Origin of the sequence: Ruminobacter amylophilus, from assembly GCF_900115655.1 — a bacterium.
GTDB lineage: Bacteria > Pseudomonadota > Gammaproteobacteria > Enterobacterales > Succinivibrionaceae > Ruminobacter > Ruminobacter amylophilus.
In genome coordinates, this window is record NZ_FOXF01000025.1 from 17,410 (window position 1) to 31,987 (window position 14,578).

The following is a 14,578-nucleotide window of genomic DNA, read 5'->3' on the forward strand; positions in this document are numbered from 1 at the left end:
ATAAAAAAATTGAATCAGCCGCTGTTCGCAGCTGACTCATGCACCAATTTATATTATCGTCAGTTTTGCTGCCGTGCTGTTAATTCACCACACCGCAACGTACTGAGTGTATTTTATCATGATAAGAATTAAATAACTTTATATCTCTCACAACTTTGACTGATTGAACATTACTTGTTCTTTTTTGAATCACTCATGCTGTCGAAGAAAGACTTAACCTTATCAAAGAACCCCTTGACTCCAGGAAGATTGTTTGAAGATTTAGCTCCGTTTCCGCTGATTGAATCGTCAAACTTCTTCAGAAGTTCCTTCTGCTCATTATTCAGATTTACCGGAACCTCAACAATGATTCTGCAGTAGAGATCACCCACGGCTGCCCCGTGGAGTGAAGGGATACCCTTGCCCTTGGCTCTTAACTGAGTACCTGACTGAGTACCTTCCTTAACGGTCAGGGAAATCTTGCCGTCGAGAGTAGGAACCTCAACCTTACCGCCTAAAGTAGCGGTAGTGATGCTGATAGGAACATCAACATAAAGATCCATACCGTCTCTTTCAAAAATCGGATGAGGCTTAACTCTGATAAATACAAACAGATCACCTGAAGGAGCACCGTTTCTGCCGGCTTCACCATAACCGCGGAGGGTCATTCTCATGCCGTCATCAACACCTGCCGGAATATCAACTTCAACTTCCTGCTTATCACGGTAGCGACCTTCACCGTTACACTTCTTACAAGGCTTGTCAAAGATCTTGCCTCTTCCGTGACAGTTAGGACAGGTTTCCTGAATTCTGAAAATTCCGTTACCCTTGAGAACCACGCCGGCACCGTGACAGGTTGGACATTCCTTGGTGGAAGAACCTGCTTCAGCACCTGTACCATGACAGCAGTCACAGGTAACGTTCTTATTGATCTTGAACTTCTTCTTGATACCCTTTACGGCTTCCTCAAGGGTGATTGAAACCTGAAGCTGAAGATCTTCGCCTGGTTGAACTGAAGGACCGCGACGACGACCGCCGGCACCTCCGAAAATATCGCCGAAAGCCTGTCCGAAGATATCGCCGAAGTCGAATCCGCCACCGCCGAAGCCGCCGAATCCGCCACCGCCGAAACCGCCCTGGTTAGGATCAACACCTGCAAAACCGTACTGATCGTATGCAGCTCTCTTCTGCTGGTCACTCAGAACCGCGTATGCTTCGTTGATTTCCTTGAACTTTTCTTCCGCACCGGGTTCCTTGTTGCGATCCGGATGATATTTCATGGCCAAACGCTTAAAGGCCCTTTTTATAGTCTGATCATCGGCATTCTTTTCAACACCAAGGACTTCATAGTAATCACGCTTCTCAGCCATAAAAACAAATTCCCTTAATTTAATCTCAATTCATAACATACAAGTAACGGACTCTGTCAGCTGACAGTGTCCGTTATTCTCTAATAGCGGGGTTCTCCCCCGCTATCTTGCATTACCTGTATGCCGTTAAACTTCTTCGAAGTCAGCGTCACGGGCACCGCCATTGTTACCGCTGTTGCCGTTGCTGCCGCCAGCACTCTGCTGCTGACCTGCTGCGCCGGCTGCACCTGCCTGCTGAGCGTACTGAGATAAAGCACCTGCAATATCCTGAAGCTTCTTTTCAGCAGCTTCGATTGCTGCTAAATCGTCACCGCGGCATGCATTTTCGAGGTTGTTAATAGCCTGGCTGAGTTCAGTCTTAACATTTTCAGGAAGCTTATCGCCGTTTTCCTGCATCTGCTTCTGGTAAGCATGAATAAGAGCATCAGAACGGTTACGTGCGTTAGCCAGATCTGCGAACTTCTTATCTTCTGCAGAGTGAGCTTCAGCTTCACGAACCATCTTCTGAATTTCTTCTTCTGACAGACCAGATGAAGACTGAATGGTAATCTGCTGTTCCTTACCGGTGTTCTTATCCTTTGCACTTACGTGAATCAGACCATCAGCATCGATATCGAAGGTAACTTCAATCTGTGGAACTCCGCGTGGAGCTGCAGCAATACCTTCGAGGTTAAAGTTACCGAGTAACTTATTGTCTGCCGCACGCTTACGTTCACCCTGAAGTACGCGAATGGTTACTGCAGGCTGGTTATCTTCTGCGGTAGAGAAGGTCTGGCTCTTCTTGGTAGGAATAGTGGTATTCTTTTCAATCAGAGTAGTCATTACACCACCGAGAGTTTCAATACCGAGTGATAACGGAGTAACGTCGAGCAGTAACACGTCCTTCTTATCACCTGCAAGTACGGAACCCTGAATTGCTGCACCAACTGCAACTGCTTCATCTGGGTTTACGTCCTTACGTGGTTCCTTACCGAAGAATTCAGATACAACCTTCTGAACCAGTGGCATACGGGTCTGACCGCCAACCAGTAATACTTCATCAACTTCACCAACTGACAGGCCGGCATCCTTTAATGCAGTCTGTACAGGAATCAGAGACTTCTGAACCAGGTCTTCAACCAGAGATTCAAGCTTTGCGCGGGTAAGCTTGATGTTCATGTGCTTAGGACCGGTAGCATCAGCAGTGATGTAAGGGAGGTTGATATCGGTCTGAGTTGCAGATGAAAGTTCGATCTTAGCCTTTTCTGCACTTTCCTTCAGACGCTGTAAAGCGTGGATATCATTTCTTAAATCAATGTTGTTGGTAGCCTTGAATTCGTCAATCAGGTAGTTGATTAACAGGTTATCAAAGTCTTCACCGCCTAAGTGGGTATCACCGTTGGTTGAAAGTACTTCGAAGGTCTTTTCACCGTCAACTTCATCGATATCAATGATTGAAATATCGAATGTACCGCCACCGAGGTCGTATACGGCAATCTTCTTTTCGCCCTTAACCTTGTCTTCACCGTAAGCCATAGCAGCTGCGGTAGGTTCGTTAATAATACGCTTAACGTTAAGACCTGCAATACGGCCTGCGTCCTTGGTAGCCTGACGCTGCTGGTCGTTGAAGTATGCAGGAACGGTAATAACAGCTTCTGTTACTTCTTCACCGAGGATGTCTTCAGCAGTCTTCTTCATCTTCTTGAGAACTTCTGCAGAAACCTGTGGTGGAGCCATTTCCTTGTCTTTTACGTTAACCCATGCGTCGCCGTTAGGAGACTTAACAATCTTGAAAGGCATGATTGAAATATCACGCTGAACTTCAACATCGTCAAAACGACGACCGATAAGTCTCTTGATAGCGAATAATGTATTCTTTGGATTTGTTACAGCCTGACGCTTTGCAACATCACCTACCAGGATTTCACCATCATCGGTGTAACCGATGATTGAAGGGGTGGTACGATGACCTTCCGCATTTTCTAATACACGAGCGTTGCCGTTTTCATATACTGCCACACATGAGTTGGTAGTACCGAGGTCGATACCGATAATCTTACCCATTTTTAAACTCCTATACTTAAATCTTTAAGCCGCATTGTCTTAATCTCTGTCTGCTGCGGCTTTCTTCTTATCTCTACACTATCTTAAATAATGCCTTGTTTTTTAAATTCAAGATTAAAAGTAAAAATTTTTTATTTTTTTTACATTCCTGATGAAACAACAACAAGTGCAGGCTTTAATAAACGTCCGTTCAGTGCATATCCCTTCTGGATAACCCCCATTACGTGGTTGGCAGGAACCGCCGGATTAGGGATATGCTGAATAGCCTGCTGATAGTTAGGATCGAATAATTCATTCAGAGGATCAATTACCTCCACTCCGTTCTTCTTGATGGCCTTAAGGATAAGTTCCATGGTCATTTCCAGACCGGCAATCAGATCCTTCTGCTGTTCATTGTTGCGATCGGAGTAGAAAAGCGCCTTTTCCAAAGGTTCAATGCTTGGAATCAGATCCTTTACAAAGCCTTCAAGAGCAAAACTCTTTGCCTTGCTGATTTCGTTTTCACTTCTGGTAAGAATGCGTTTTACTTCTTCTTCCTTAGCTGCGATTTCTTCGGCAAGCTTCTTCTGAGTCACTTCAATGATCTTCTTCTGCTTGTCTTCATATTCGGCTGTTGCATTCTTCTTGTATTCATCGTACTGAGCCATTACAGTACTCTTTTCCTGCTGCAGTGCACCGAGTTTTCTGTCGAATTCCTTCTGCAGATGATTCTTTTCATCCTTGAGCTGCTTGATTGAAAGTCTTGCAGAATAAAGTTCTGTTCTTAACTGTTCAGGAGTCAGGTTGGCGGCAACTTCCAGAATATCAATTTCTTCCTCAGCCGCTTCTTCTGCTGATTCAGCTTCAGCAGCCTGTGCCTTCACTTCTTCCTGATTTTCAGAATTCTGAGTACTGGTTTCAGCACTTTCGTTTACCTGTTCTTCAGCAGTGCCGGTCTGTTTTTCCTGTTCACTCATAAAAATCCGTCTCCTAAAAATAATAAAACACAATATACATCTAGCTATATAGGGATGAATTTTCGGATTTCAACAGCAAATTCCAAAATGCCGGAAATATTTTCTGTTTTCAGCTTTTCCGAAAGAATCCAGGTATTCCGGCGCTGAAATCACTGCCCCCGTTTTTACCGCAAATCATTATCACGACTGAATCCGTCGACATTAATAAAATTCGTTCTACATACCTTATTTATGATAAAATGCGGGCTTTACTGAAGGCTTTTTCTTTGAAAGTAGCAAATAGTATTTAACTGTTTAACTGATAATTTAAGGTATTTGTTATGCTGATGGAGTACAAAGTTGTTATTGGATGTATTTCTCTGCTTGTTCTGAGTAATGTCTTTATGAACATAGCATGGTACGGTCATTTAAGCAAACTGGCCGACAAGCCCGTATACATAGCCGTTATCGTCTCATGGCTTATCGCTCTTATCGAGTATATGCTGATGGTTCCCGCCAATCGCTATGCCCATGATTACTTTACCATCGGTCAGCTGAAAATAATGCAGGAGGTTATCACCCTTACAGTTTTCGTTCCTCTGTCAATCCTGATGTTCGGCGAAAAATGGAACTGGGACTATCTGTGGGCGGCACTCTGTATGGTTGGCGCCGTATTCTTTGCATTCCGCTCAAAAATTTTTGCCTGAAACATTTAGCTGTCACTATAGAAACAGAGAACCGGACTTTCGTCCGGTTCTCTGTTTTTCAGCATGTTCTGCCTACTAAAAAAGAGCTATCTCACGTTCCGTAAGTTCACGGTATTCGCCAGGCATCAGATCATCGTCAAGCATCACCTCACCGATAGAAATGCGTTTAAGTCCTACCACTCTGTTCCCCGTAAAACCGAACATTCTTTTCACCTGATGATATCTGCCTTCGGTAATGGTCAGCAGCACATGTTTCGGTTCAAGAATTTCAAGTCTGGCTGGTCTTGTCGGTTCTTTCTCACCGCGAAGAAGCACTCCCTTCTCAAACAGTTCTATATTGCTTTCAGGACAGTCTTCAGCCAGCCATACCTCATAGGTTTTTGTGTGGGACTTTTTGGGAGAGGTTATACGGTGCGCCCAGGCCCCGTCATCAGTAATGAACAGAAGACCTTCGGTATCAAGGTCCAGTCTGCCCACGCAGAACAGTCCCCCCGCCTCCTCGGAAAGCAGGGTCAGAACAATCGGATTCATCGGATCATCATTTGAACAGACGCACCCCTGAGGCTTATTTATCATGAAATACCTCTTTTTCTGCTCAGTTACCACTTCAAGACCGTCACCGTTGCAGACAATGGCATCTTCAGGTCCGACCTTGAGTGCCGCATCCTTTACCACACTGCCGTTAACGGTAACCTCGCCTTTACGGATAACAACACCCGCCTCCTTTCTGCTCAGACCGTAATTCAGTGTAAGACATTTATCCAGTCTAATTCTGTCGCCCATTTATTATCCTTATATACAAAAAAATCAGAAGAAAAAATTTTCCTCTGATTTTTTAAAAAACGTCTGCCGTCGGCAGACCGCATTAACCGTGATACTTGTTGAAAATCAGACAGGCATTGGTTCCGCCGAAACCGAAGCTGTTTGACATTACGCATTCAAGTTCAATATCCTTGGCTGAAGTAACAATTGGCAAACCTTCTGCCAGAGGATCAAGATTTTCAATATTGATACTTGGAGCAATGAAGTTATTGTTAAGCATCAGAAGTGAGTAAATGGCTTCCTGCACGCCTGCAGCACCGAGACTGTGTCCTGTCATAGCCTTGGTTGCGCTCAGGAACGGAACATTTTCACCGAATGTTGTCTTGATTGCCTCAAGTTCCTTGGTATCGCCTACCTTGGTTGAAGTACCGTGAGTATTGATGTACTGAACAGGATTGGCTGAAGTTGCCATAGCCTGCTTCATGCATCTCACCGCACCTTCTCCGGAAGGAGCTACCATGTCGTAACCGTCTGAAGTTGCACCGAAGCCTACCAGTTCACCGTAAATCTTGGCACCGCGTGCAAGTGCATGTTCGAGTTCTTCAACAACAACCATGCCGCCACCGCCGGCAATAACAAAACCGTCACGATCGGCATCATAGGTTCTTGAAGCCTTTTCAGGAGTTTCATTGTACTTGGTGCTTAAGGCGCCCATGCCGTCGAACAGACAGGCCAGACTCCAGTCCAGTTCTTCACCGCCACCGGCAAACACGACATCCTGCTTGCCAAGCATAATCTGTTCAGCAGCAGTGCCGATACAGTGAGCTGATGTTGAACAGGCTGAACTGATACTGTAATTAACACCTTTAATCTTGAAAGGTGTTGCCAGACATGCTGAAGTGGTTGATCCCATGCATCTAGTAACCTGATAAGGACCTACACGACGAATACCCTTGGTTCTTAAGGTATCACAGGCTTCAACCTGATTTCTGCTTGATGCACCGCCGGAACCGCAGATAAGACCGGTTCTTTCATTTGAAACTTCTGATTCGGTAAGACCGGAATCCTCTACTGCCTGCTGCATGGAAAGATAGGCATATGCGGCAGCATCGCCCATGAAGCGCTTAACCTTGCGATCAATCAGTTCATCAAGGTTTAAATCCACTGCACCCCATACGTTTGACTTTAAACCTGCTTCCTTAAACTGTTCAGAAAAAGAAATTCCAGACTTTCCTGTTTTTAAGGACTGCAGAACATTCTGCAAATTGTTACCAATACTGGACACAATTCCCATACCGGTAATAACTGCTCTTCTCATAATTTATATATCTCTTTATTGATTTTTTACACCACCAGAGGCGGCCCCAGTAAAGCTTTAGACAGAACTTAACCGCTCAGGTTCATGACCCGGTCAGAAAAATTTCAGCCGGAAACCAAGGAATGTAAAACTACATATCCACAATGAATCACATTATATTATAGTTTTTTTTAATTGTGGCAAAAATCAATTCATACTGTGTCACATAACAGAAATGTGTATAAAAACACCTGCATTAACACATTTCTCCTGTCGAAACGGATTATCCGGAATCAGTTTAAAAATCAATTGTTATCGGAATGTGGACAGTTGATTTCCGGTGATCAATAATTATCCGTCGTCTGAAAACAGGAACGTATCATGATTACTATCACCTCCTCTCTCCCGGAAAATCCGATAACCTACGCCAGCATCGATTTTACCGAAACCGATGAACCCCGCAGCACCGATTTTGATGATGTGTATTTCTCCGACTGCGGAGGCATGGATGAAACAGAACATGTTTTCATAAACGGATGCGATCTGAAGAAAAGACTTCCGGCATCGGCAGGTTCACTTTCTGGCAACGGAACCGGCCCCCGTGAATATCTGATTGGAGAAACTGGATTCGGTACCGGACTCAATCTGCTCACTCTGATGCGTTTCTACAGGCTTCTTGAAGAAGAGGCTGAAACACTCCCTGACATTACCTTTCTGACAGTGGAGAAATATCCTCTGAGTCCTGATGACATGGCCAGAGCCCACCGACACTTTCCTCAGCTTGAAAAAGAAAGTAAGGAACTGCTTCAGGCATTATTTTCACGCCCCCTGCACACAGGACTGAACAGGGTAGTCATAAACAGTCACTTCACCCTTGTACTGATGATTGGGGACATATCCGACTGCTATTCGCGCATCTCGGTAAATCAGCCTGTGAATTCATGGTTTCTTGACGGTTTCAACCCCAAAAGCAACAGCGACATGTGGTCTCTGCAAAGCATGAAGCTGCTTGTTAATCTTAGTACCGCAGGAACAAACATTGCCACCTTCACCGTGTGCCGTGAAGTCAGGGACAATCTCAGAGAGGCTGGTTTTACTCTGGTAAAGCGCCGGGGGTTCGGCCGAAAAAGAGAAATGCTTACCGGTTTTCTGGCCTCTGAATAACACCTATTTCGTAAAAATCCACAGGCATTACAAAAAGAAATCCGCATGACCAACCGGTAATCATGCGGATTGTTCAGTTAATAACAAAACCGTGAATTTATTCGGTTTCAACTGATTCTACGTAGTCTCTTCTGGCGAATGCAGGCATCCTGACGCCGAAATATCTGCCGCCTGCAGTTTCATAGCGGTATCTTCTCATTTTTTCCTTGGCAAGCTCAAGACCGCTGTTACCGATGTTATTAACCTTTTCCACGAGATCTGAACAGAGAGACTGCTTAGGAATGAAACGGATTCTGTTTGCAATTTCCTTGCTTACCTCAATCATAATCTGATTATGTGTAGCTTCATAGTTGGAAACACTGGTAAGGAAGGTACCCCACTGTTCCTTGACTTCATCAGGTTGGTTTTCCATACCAACCCACTGTGGAACCATCATGGTCACATTGGTAACGATATTTGCTCCGTAGAACTTGCATTCACCTTCTTCCTGACGTGTATCAAGGCTCCAGTCAACACCATAGGTAACCTTTGTCACACTCTTTTTGCCGGTTGAGGCATTTTCAGGGGCAAACATTACAATCTTTTCTCTGAGCTCATCAGGATCGGAGGCTTCAACCTGATAAAACTCGGTGTTTTTATTAATCTTTTCTCTGATGCTCAGATCGTGATAGTAAACATCCCCCTTTGCGGCATTCATCTGCTGATAAGCCAGCTGATTTCTGCCTGCTTCACTCAGATAGCTTTCATCAATGTACGGCTTATCCACGACGTTGTTATCTGCGTTGACGGTAGAGAATTTACGATCAAGAACGGAACCTGAACCTGCTGAGGTCATTCCCGGTAAAACAAATAGAAAAACATACAGTACTACCAGCGGAACCACGATAATACTTAACGCTGTTACTATTTTTAGTCTTGGCATTTTTTACACCCTTTTAATCCTGCTTTTGCAGTCCTATCAGGAAAGCCCTGAAATTGGTTAATCACAGCATCTTCCGATATATTCAGATAAACGCCGGATCACCTTTCCGGATAAACTCCGTATATCCCGGTGCAGGAAACAGTGCGGTAAATATAAAACTCTCAATACAGCACCTACACTTTAATAAAATGCAAACATCCCTGTCTTTTTTCTTATCTCCGGATGTTTATTTCCTTGCATTAAACACGCTTCTAATCATCTCAAAAGCGCATCTTGGTAAAACTTTCCAGCTCTTCGGTCACAGTCTGCAGACGGGAACGGCATGACAATCAGTCTCCGCCGGCAGAACCGGGTAATAAAGAAACCCTTAAATCAACCTTGCAAAACTACTATATTTCTGCAAGTTTACTTTATTTGTTGCGGTAAGCTCTAATGTTTTATGTAACGCCGTCGGCATTACTAGATATTAATCACATGGAAATATAATAATAAGTTATTCAAAAGTTATTTAAAAGTTACTCTTTCGTATCATGAGATACAGCTCAAAAAATAATCAGTTTTTATGGTTAAAACTGGCTGAACCGTAATAAACATCGTTATTTTTCAGTGTTTTCAGAAGTTATTGAAACTGTAACGTGTTCCTTACCAAGAAGCTCTTTAAGTTCCTCCGGAGTTTTACCGGTAATTCGACCGAGTCTGGTATAGCTCCAGGTGTTTTTTCCGTAAAAAAGCACTATCATGCTGCCGCAGTAAAGCAGAATATCACCTGGTGCGGAAGTGATTTCCGTGTCGGAATGAGGAAGCGCTGTACCGAGTTCACCTACCTGCTCAAAACCGCCGTACATTTTTGTACTGATGTTAACGGGAGCTTTACACGCAATTGTGCGCAATGCCTCGACTGATTCGTTTTTTTCCCACAATACTGAAACATCAACGGAATCTATTTTTACTTTAAGCATCAGCCGAATACCTCCAGCTTTCATTAATTTTCACTTAAAACAATAATACATCAGAAAACATTACAGCTTAACCGACAGTGTGCTTATCCAAGAAAACAGATCAGAATTAATTCTCATTGATTTCCGTCGACACCGGCAGTTCTGTCCGCGCACCGTGAGATTTTTTTAACTTAATCGCAAAAAATCAGTGTTTTTAAGCAATTTTATAAACGTTTTTCCATAAGCAACAATTCAGATAATTTGATTAAAATATAACCAAGTAATAAAAAATTTCACTTTAGAGTATTTAAAACCATTATCATTTTTTTATATTTTATATGAATATAGTGCGATACAGTTCGCTTTTTTCTTTGCATATTTATAAAAAAGATAGTACAATTCAGCTCAATTTTTGATTTGAGTTTTTTTATTCTCAAATCGGTAAAAACAATCACATACAGTCTTTTAAATATTAAAAAATAATAAAGAGTTAATAAAACATGTCCAAAGAAGACAATATTGAAATGCAGGGTGTAGTACTCGAAACCCTTCCAAACACCACTTTCAGAGTACAGCTTGAAAACGGCCACGTTGTTATGGCCTACATTTCCGGTAAGATGCGCAAGAACTATATCCGTATTTTAACCGGCGACAAGGTTACAGTTCAGATGACTCCTTACGACCTCACCAAGGGCCGTATTGTATTCCGCAGTCGCTAAAATAACCTTCCGGGGGTATTTATGTTTTTATTTATTTTAAAAAGTTTAATATCCTTCGGACTTATCTATGCTGTTTTTGGCTTTTACGGCAATGTAAGCGACAACCTTGTTGTCAAAGGAATACTGTGTGTATGCATACTCCTTGTGACCTACTGGGTTGACTTTTTCAGATTTGCCAGAGTGTTCATAAACTACTTCAGGGCACTCAGATGCATGAAAACAGGAAGATACAGCAAAGCATTTTCACTTTTTGAAAGACTGCTGAGCGCTGAATTTGCTCCTTCTCTGCCCTATCTCGCAAGAATGAGATTCATCGGACTGGGAACAAACATCAACGTGAATGCCGCCAAGTACTACAGTGAAAGAGCTATAAGAAATGATTATCAGGAATGTATTTATCTGCTTGCCGTAATAAATTTTTTCGGAGATACATTATCTGATTATTTCAAAAAAACCTATAGTGCAAAAAACTATTGGGAATATGAAAATAAAAAAATAATAAGAAAAGAAGCATCCAGGAAGAATAAAGAATTTAACGACAGCAGAGTTTCAGTCACCAAAAGACGTAGAACCAGCGTTCATGATACGTCCATAGCCCCTGACTACAATGAGTGCGTTTTTCATCTGCATTCCTATCTTGAAAAAGCTTCTGAGACAGACAGGGATTACGGTGATGCCTGTGCTTTGATGGCATACTGTCTGTATACGGGAAAAGGCGTTCCTAAAAATATAGAAAAAAGTAATGACCTTTTTAAGCACGCAGAAATGCTGAAATCAAAAAACGTACATTACTTAAAAGATTGTGCACTTGGAAATTTGGAAGTGTCCAACTATTCTATCTAGTCTGATTGCTAATAAAAACATCAAAGGAAATACTATGAGTCCGGAATTATATAAAAGATGGAGACTTGGCTTAGGATTTGTAACAGCCAAAAATTTAGCAGAACATCTGGATATGGCTGCAATTTCAATCAGCACCTATGAATCAAGAGGAAGTGGTTCGAGTGCAGACGATAAACTCTTGAGGATTCTTGAAAAGAAAATCATAGAAAGAAGCGATGATTTCATTAACGCTGTTGTTGAAACTGCCGCTAAATTCGGCATGCTCTCAAATACCCATCAGGGAAATCCGGCAGCGGGTGAACAGAATACTCCGGAAGACAAGGTTCTTGAACAGGCCGCAAGCAGCAGAGCAATTCTTGCTGACAAGGCTCTGGAACTTAAGGTTTATGATCTTGAAGAACGTGTTAAGACTTTAGAAAGAATCATTGCTAAAAACACCTAGTATCTGACTCATCTCCATTAAAAAGGTCTGTATATTCAGATACAGACCTTATCTGTCTGTTCAGGCATGAATAGCATTCCTGAAAGTCTGCTTTTTCATAAACAAGATACAAATTCATATCCTGTCCAAATTGGTTATTATTTACTCTTTACGCACCATTTTGGTGATTTAATGCCCCACAAACAATCTTTAAAACCGTAAGATTTCAGAAATTATCCATTATTCCGTCATTGACTTCATCCGCACCGACAGTCTTCCGAATATGTATAAGACCAAACTGATGTCATTCTTCCGGTTTATCAGTTACGGCACATCCTCTTTTCTCTGATTTATGTCAAATTTTTAATTTTAAAAGATAATATCCGACTTAATTATATTTTTATTCCTGTTAAATGGCATGTTTTTTGCTTAAACACAAGTATATTACTATTCTTTCCCTGTTAAACTTATGGAGGCATTTCACATGCTAAGAGGTACCGTAAAATGGTTTAATAACGCCAAAGGATTTGGCTTTGTAGTCCCTGCTGAAGGCAAGGAAGATGTTTTTGTACACTATACCGCCATTGCCATGAACGGATACAGAACTCTCAAACCTGGTCAGCTGGTTGATTACACTGCAGAAATTACAGATCACGGTCTGCATGCCGTAACTCTCACGGTTGTTGAAGAGAACGAAGAGGCGGCAGAAAAAAATGACAGCAAAAAAGATCTTTCCATTGCTGCCTAATTTCCATAATCACAACCTGTACAAATATTACACATTGCATATTAATCTTTATTAAAACCTTCCCAAATCACTGTACTATATAAATTTATCTAGAAACCCTTGTAAGGTAACGATCTTCTCAAACACGAGATATATTCCAATATCGTCTCGTGTTTTTTTATGTTTTCTTTTACTTGGTCGAGCATGAATCCGAAGATGGTTAAGTCCGTCTGAATCCTGATAAAAATCGTGTCCGGTTACAACTGCGGACTTGACACCGAGCAATTTCTTGCATAATGTATCAGCTGAAGCCATCTGTTAGCACTCCTTTAAGTAATGGTTTATTAAAGGCTAACAGGTGGCTTTTTTAATTTCTAACAGTTAATTAAGATGACATGATTTTTCACTATCATGCCAGAAGCCTCTGATTTTCCCACACCAGCTATATTAAACACAGGCAGCCTTTTCCATTTTTTATTGTTAATTAATCTATCAGGAAACTCATCATGCTAACCTGTTTTAGTAATCATACATGTACGATAAATTAAAAACTTAGAACTTGATTGCATTCTGCATGGTCAGCATGTTTTATCATGAGTAAAGACATTCTCCTGCTCACAGTCTCTAAAGCAGAAGAACATCGGTGCAAAAATTTACTGATTATTTTCCCTGAACATTCGTACTGCAAAACTGTCTGTAATAAAGACAGTGAAAGGAGAACCGGTAAGATATGAATCAGACAATTAAAAAGCTGGAAGAAATAGTTGAAAGAGAAGGCGTGGATTACCTGCACGACGAACCTTATGAGGTTTACCTCGAGCTCACGGATGCAAAGGTCTGCCCTAAAAACATTGCCGGCGGAATACTGCTGGTCCTCCTGAACGAAATTCTCTACGACAATGAGGATATTGCGGATGACATTGCCGCATTCACCGAAACCATAAGTAAAGAATGCGGTCTTACCAAAAGAATATCCGAATATGTGGCCTGCATACTGGCATCTCTCTATTCCGAAGATAACAGAAGAAAATGGAACGGAGAACAATCAGAGATTGAGGAGTTCCTTTCAGAAGATCTGGATCTGGACTGGTACGGTTCAGGCTACTGGTATGGAAACAATGCCCCCATCGAATGTAATTACGATGCCCACTTTACAATAAGACCAAAAGATACAAAGCTCATCCTGAATAATTTATCCTCAGATCTGAAAATAACGCCGCTTATAAGCTGTGATGAACTGACCATCCTGATTGAAGACCAAATCAGTGATTATCTGGATAGGATGTTTGATGACTTTCTGATGGAAGCCGAGAATGAGCTTAACGAATTTTTGGACAGCTCATTTGAGGTGTTCTGTCCGCCTGATGAGTATTCACCTCCGTCAGCTGATGACTTTAACTGCCTGAAGCATCTTAAAAACTGGTGTAAGGAGAACGGGTTCACGGTTGTTTCCTTCGAAGGCAATGGAAGTAAATACTGACCGGGTGTGTGAACCAAACTCTGTAAATTACATATAGCTAAAAATGTCAGAAAAATTCCTGAGATATAATTTAACTTATATAATCAGGAGTTTTGCATTATGGTTAAAGAAAAAAGTCCGTCCACAGGATCCAGATGACTGAGGGGAAGCATCAGATTATCAAACAGCTTCTTCAGGAATATAATATCGAAACCGTAGCCGACATACAGGCTGCTCTTAGGGATCTTTTAGGCAGTACCATCAAAGATATGATGGAAGCTGAAATGGAGCA

Annotated in this window: 15 protein-coding genes; 7 read left to right on the plus strand and 8 right to left on the minus strand. The window is 42.0% G+C overall.

Annotation, left to right across the window (positions count from 1 at the left end; all coding sequences use genetic code 11):
* Positions 1-170: 170 nt before the first annotated feature.
* The 3 genes from dnaJ to grpE form a co-directional block, all read right to left on the minus strand.
* Positions 171-1,349, minus strand: a complete 1,179-nt coding sequence (dnaJ, locus tag BMY80_RS07245; RefSeq protein WP_031578636.1) for a molecular chaperone DnaJ — start codon at positions 1,347-1,349, stop codon at positions 171-173.
* Positions 1,350-1,475: 126 nt separating this feature from the next.
* A complete protein-coding gene (dnaK, locus tag BMY80_RS07250) occupies positions 1,476-3,392 on the minus strand; it encodes a molecular chaperone DnaK (protein ID WP_031578635.1) in 1,917 nt (638 codons plus the stop codon).
* A gap of 140 nt (positions 3,393-3,532) precedes the next feature.
* On the minus strand, positions 3,533-4,348 hold the full coding sequence (gene grpE / locus BMY80_RS07255) for a nucleotide exchange factor GrpE (protein ID WP_093142380.1): 816 nt from the start codon (positions 4,346-4,348) through the stop codon (positions 3,533-3,535).
* A gap of 320 nt (positions 4,349-4,668) precedes the next feature.
* Here grpE and BMY80_RS07260 point away from each other — a divergent pair, with 320 nt between their 5' ends.
* Positions 4,669-5,034, plus strand: coding sequence for a DMT family protein (locus tag BMY80_RS07260; protein ID WP_198020404.1), 366 nt, complete (start codon positions 4,669-4,671; stop codon positions 5,032-5,034).
* Positions 5,035-5,109: 75 nt separating this feature from the next.
* Here the strand turns inward: BMY80_RS07260 and BMY80_RS07265 are convergent, their stop codons facing one another.
* Both BMY80_RS07265 and fabB read right to left on the minus strand, forming a co-directional pair.
* Positions 5,110-5,805 carry a pseudouridine synthase gene (locus tag BMY80_RS07265; protein WP_031578632.1) on the minus strand — a complete coding sequence of 232 codons (696 nt, stop codon included), beginning with the start codon at positions 5,803-5,805 and terminating at the stop codon, positions 5,110-5,112.
* Positions 5,806-5,899: 94 nt separating this feature from the next.
* Complete coding sequence (fabB, locus tag BMY80_RS07270; protein WP_031578631.1) at positions 5,900-7,114, minus strand: beta-ketoacyl-ACP synthase I; 1,215 nt, start codon at positions 7,112-7,114, stop codon at positions 5,900-5,902.
* Positions 7,115-7,474: 360 nt separating this feature from the next.
* Between fabB and mnmC2 the strand changes: the two genes are divergently transcribed.
* Positions 7,475-8,257: a tRNA (5-methylaminomethyl-2-thiouridine)(34)-methyltransferase MnmC2 gene (mnmC2, locus tag BMY80_RS07275; RefSeq protein ID WP_093142383.1), complete on the plus strand. Its 783-nt coding sequence runs from the start codon at positions 7,475-7,477 to the stop codon at positions 8,255-8,257.
* Between the two features lie 97 nt (positions 8,258-8,354).
* On the opposite strand, the gene BMY80_RS07280 is transcribed toward mnmC2, so the two are convergent.
* Positions 8,355-9,179, minus strand: coding sequence for a DUF922 domain-containing protein (locus BMY80_RS07280; protein WP_031578629.1), 825 nt, complete (start codon positions 9,177-9,179; stop codon positions 8,355-8,357).
* 596 nt (positions 9,180-9,775) lie between these two features.
* Positions 9,776-10,138, minus strand: coding sequence for a cyclophilin-like fold protein (locus BMY80_RS07285; protein ID WP_093142385.1), 363 nt, complete (start codon positions 10,136-10,138; stop codon positions 9,776-9,778).
* A 479-nt stretch (positions 10,139-10,617) separates the two neighbouring features.
* Here BMY80_RS07285 and infA point away from each other — a divergent pair, with 479 nt between their 5' ends.
* From infA to BMY80_RS07305, 4 genes are all read left to right on the plus strand, one after another.
* Positions 10,618-10,836 carry a translation initiation factor IF-1 gene (gene infA, locus BMY80_RS07290; protein WP_031578628.1) on the plus strand — a complete coding sequence of 73 codons (219 nt, stop codon included), beginning with the start codon at positions 10,618-10,620 and terminating at the stop codon, positions 10,834-10,836.
* Between the two features lie 21 nt (positions 10,837-10,857).
* On the plus strand, positions 10,858-11,679 hold the full coding sequence (locus tag BMY80_RS07295) for an SEL1-like repeat protein (protein WP_093142388.1): 822 nt from the start codon (positions 10,858-10,860) through the stop codon (positions 11,677-11,679).
* Between the two features lie 34 nt (positions 11,680-11,713).
* A complete protein-coding gene (locus BMY80_RS07300) occupies positions 11,714-12,121 on the plus strand; it encodes a hypothetical protein (RefSeq protein ID WP_031578626.1) in 408 nt (135 codons plus the stop codon).
* A gap of 463 nt (positions 12,122-12,584) precedes the next feature.
* Positions 12,585-12,848, plus strand: a complete 264-nt coding sequence (locus tag BMY80_RS07305) for a cold-shock protein (protein WP_093142390.1) — start codon at positions 12,585-12,587, stop codon at positions 12,846-12,848.
* 75 nt (positions 12,849-12,923) lie between these two features.
* Here the strand turns inward: BMY80_RS07305 and BMY80_RS07310 are convergent, their stop codons facing one another.
* The gene (locus BMY80_RS07310) at positions 12,924-13,142 is read right to left on the minus strand and encodes a hypothetical protein (RefSeq protein ID WP_093142393.1); all 219 of its coding nucleotides are present in this window, start codon (positions 13,140-13,142) and stop codon (positions 12,924-12,926) included.
* Positions 13,143-13,557: 415 nt separating this feature from the next.
* Here BMY80_RS07310 and BMY80_RS07315 point away from each other — a divergent pair, with 415 nt between their 5' ends.
* Positions 13,558-14,307: a hypothetical protein gene (locus BMY80_RS07315; RefSeq protein WP_093142395.1), complete on the plus strand. Its 750-nt coding sequence runs from the start codon at positions 13,558-13,560 to the stop codon at positions 14,305-14,307.
* Positions 14,308-14,578 lie beyond the last annotated feature (271 nt).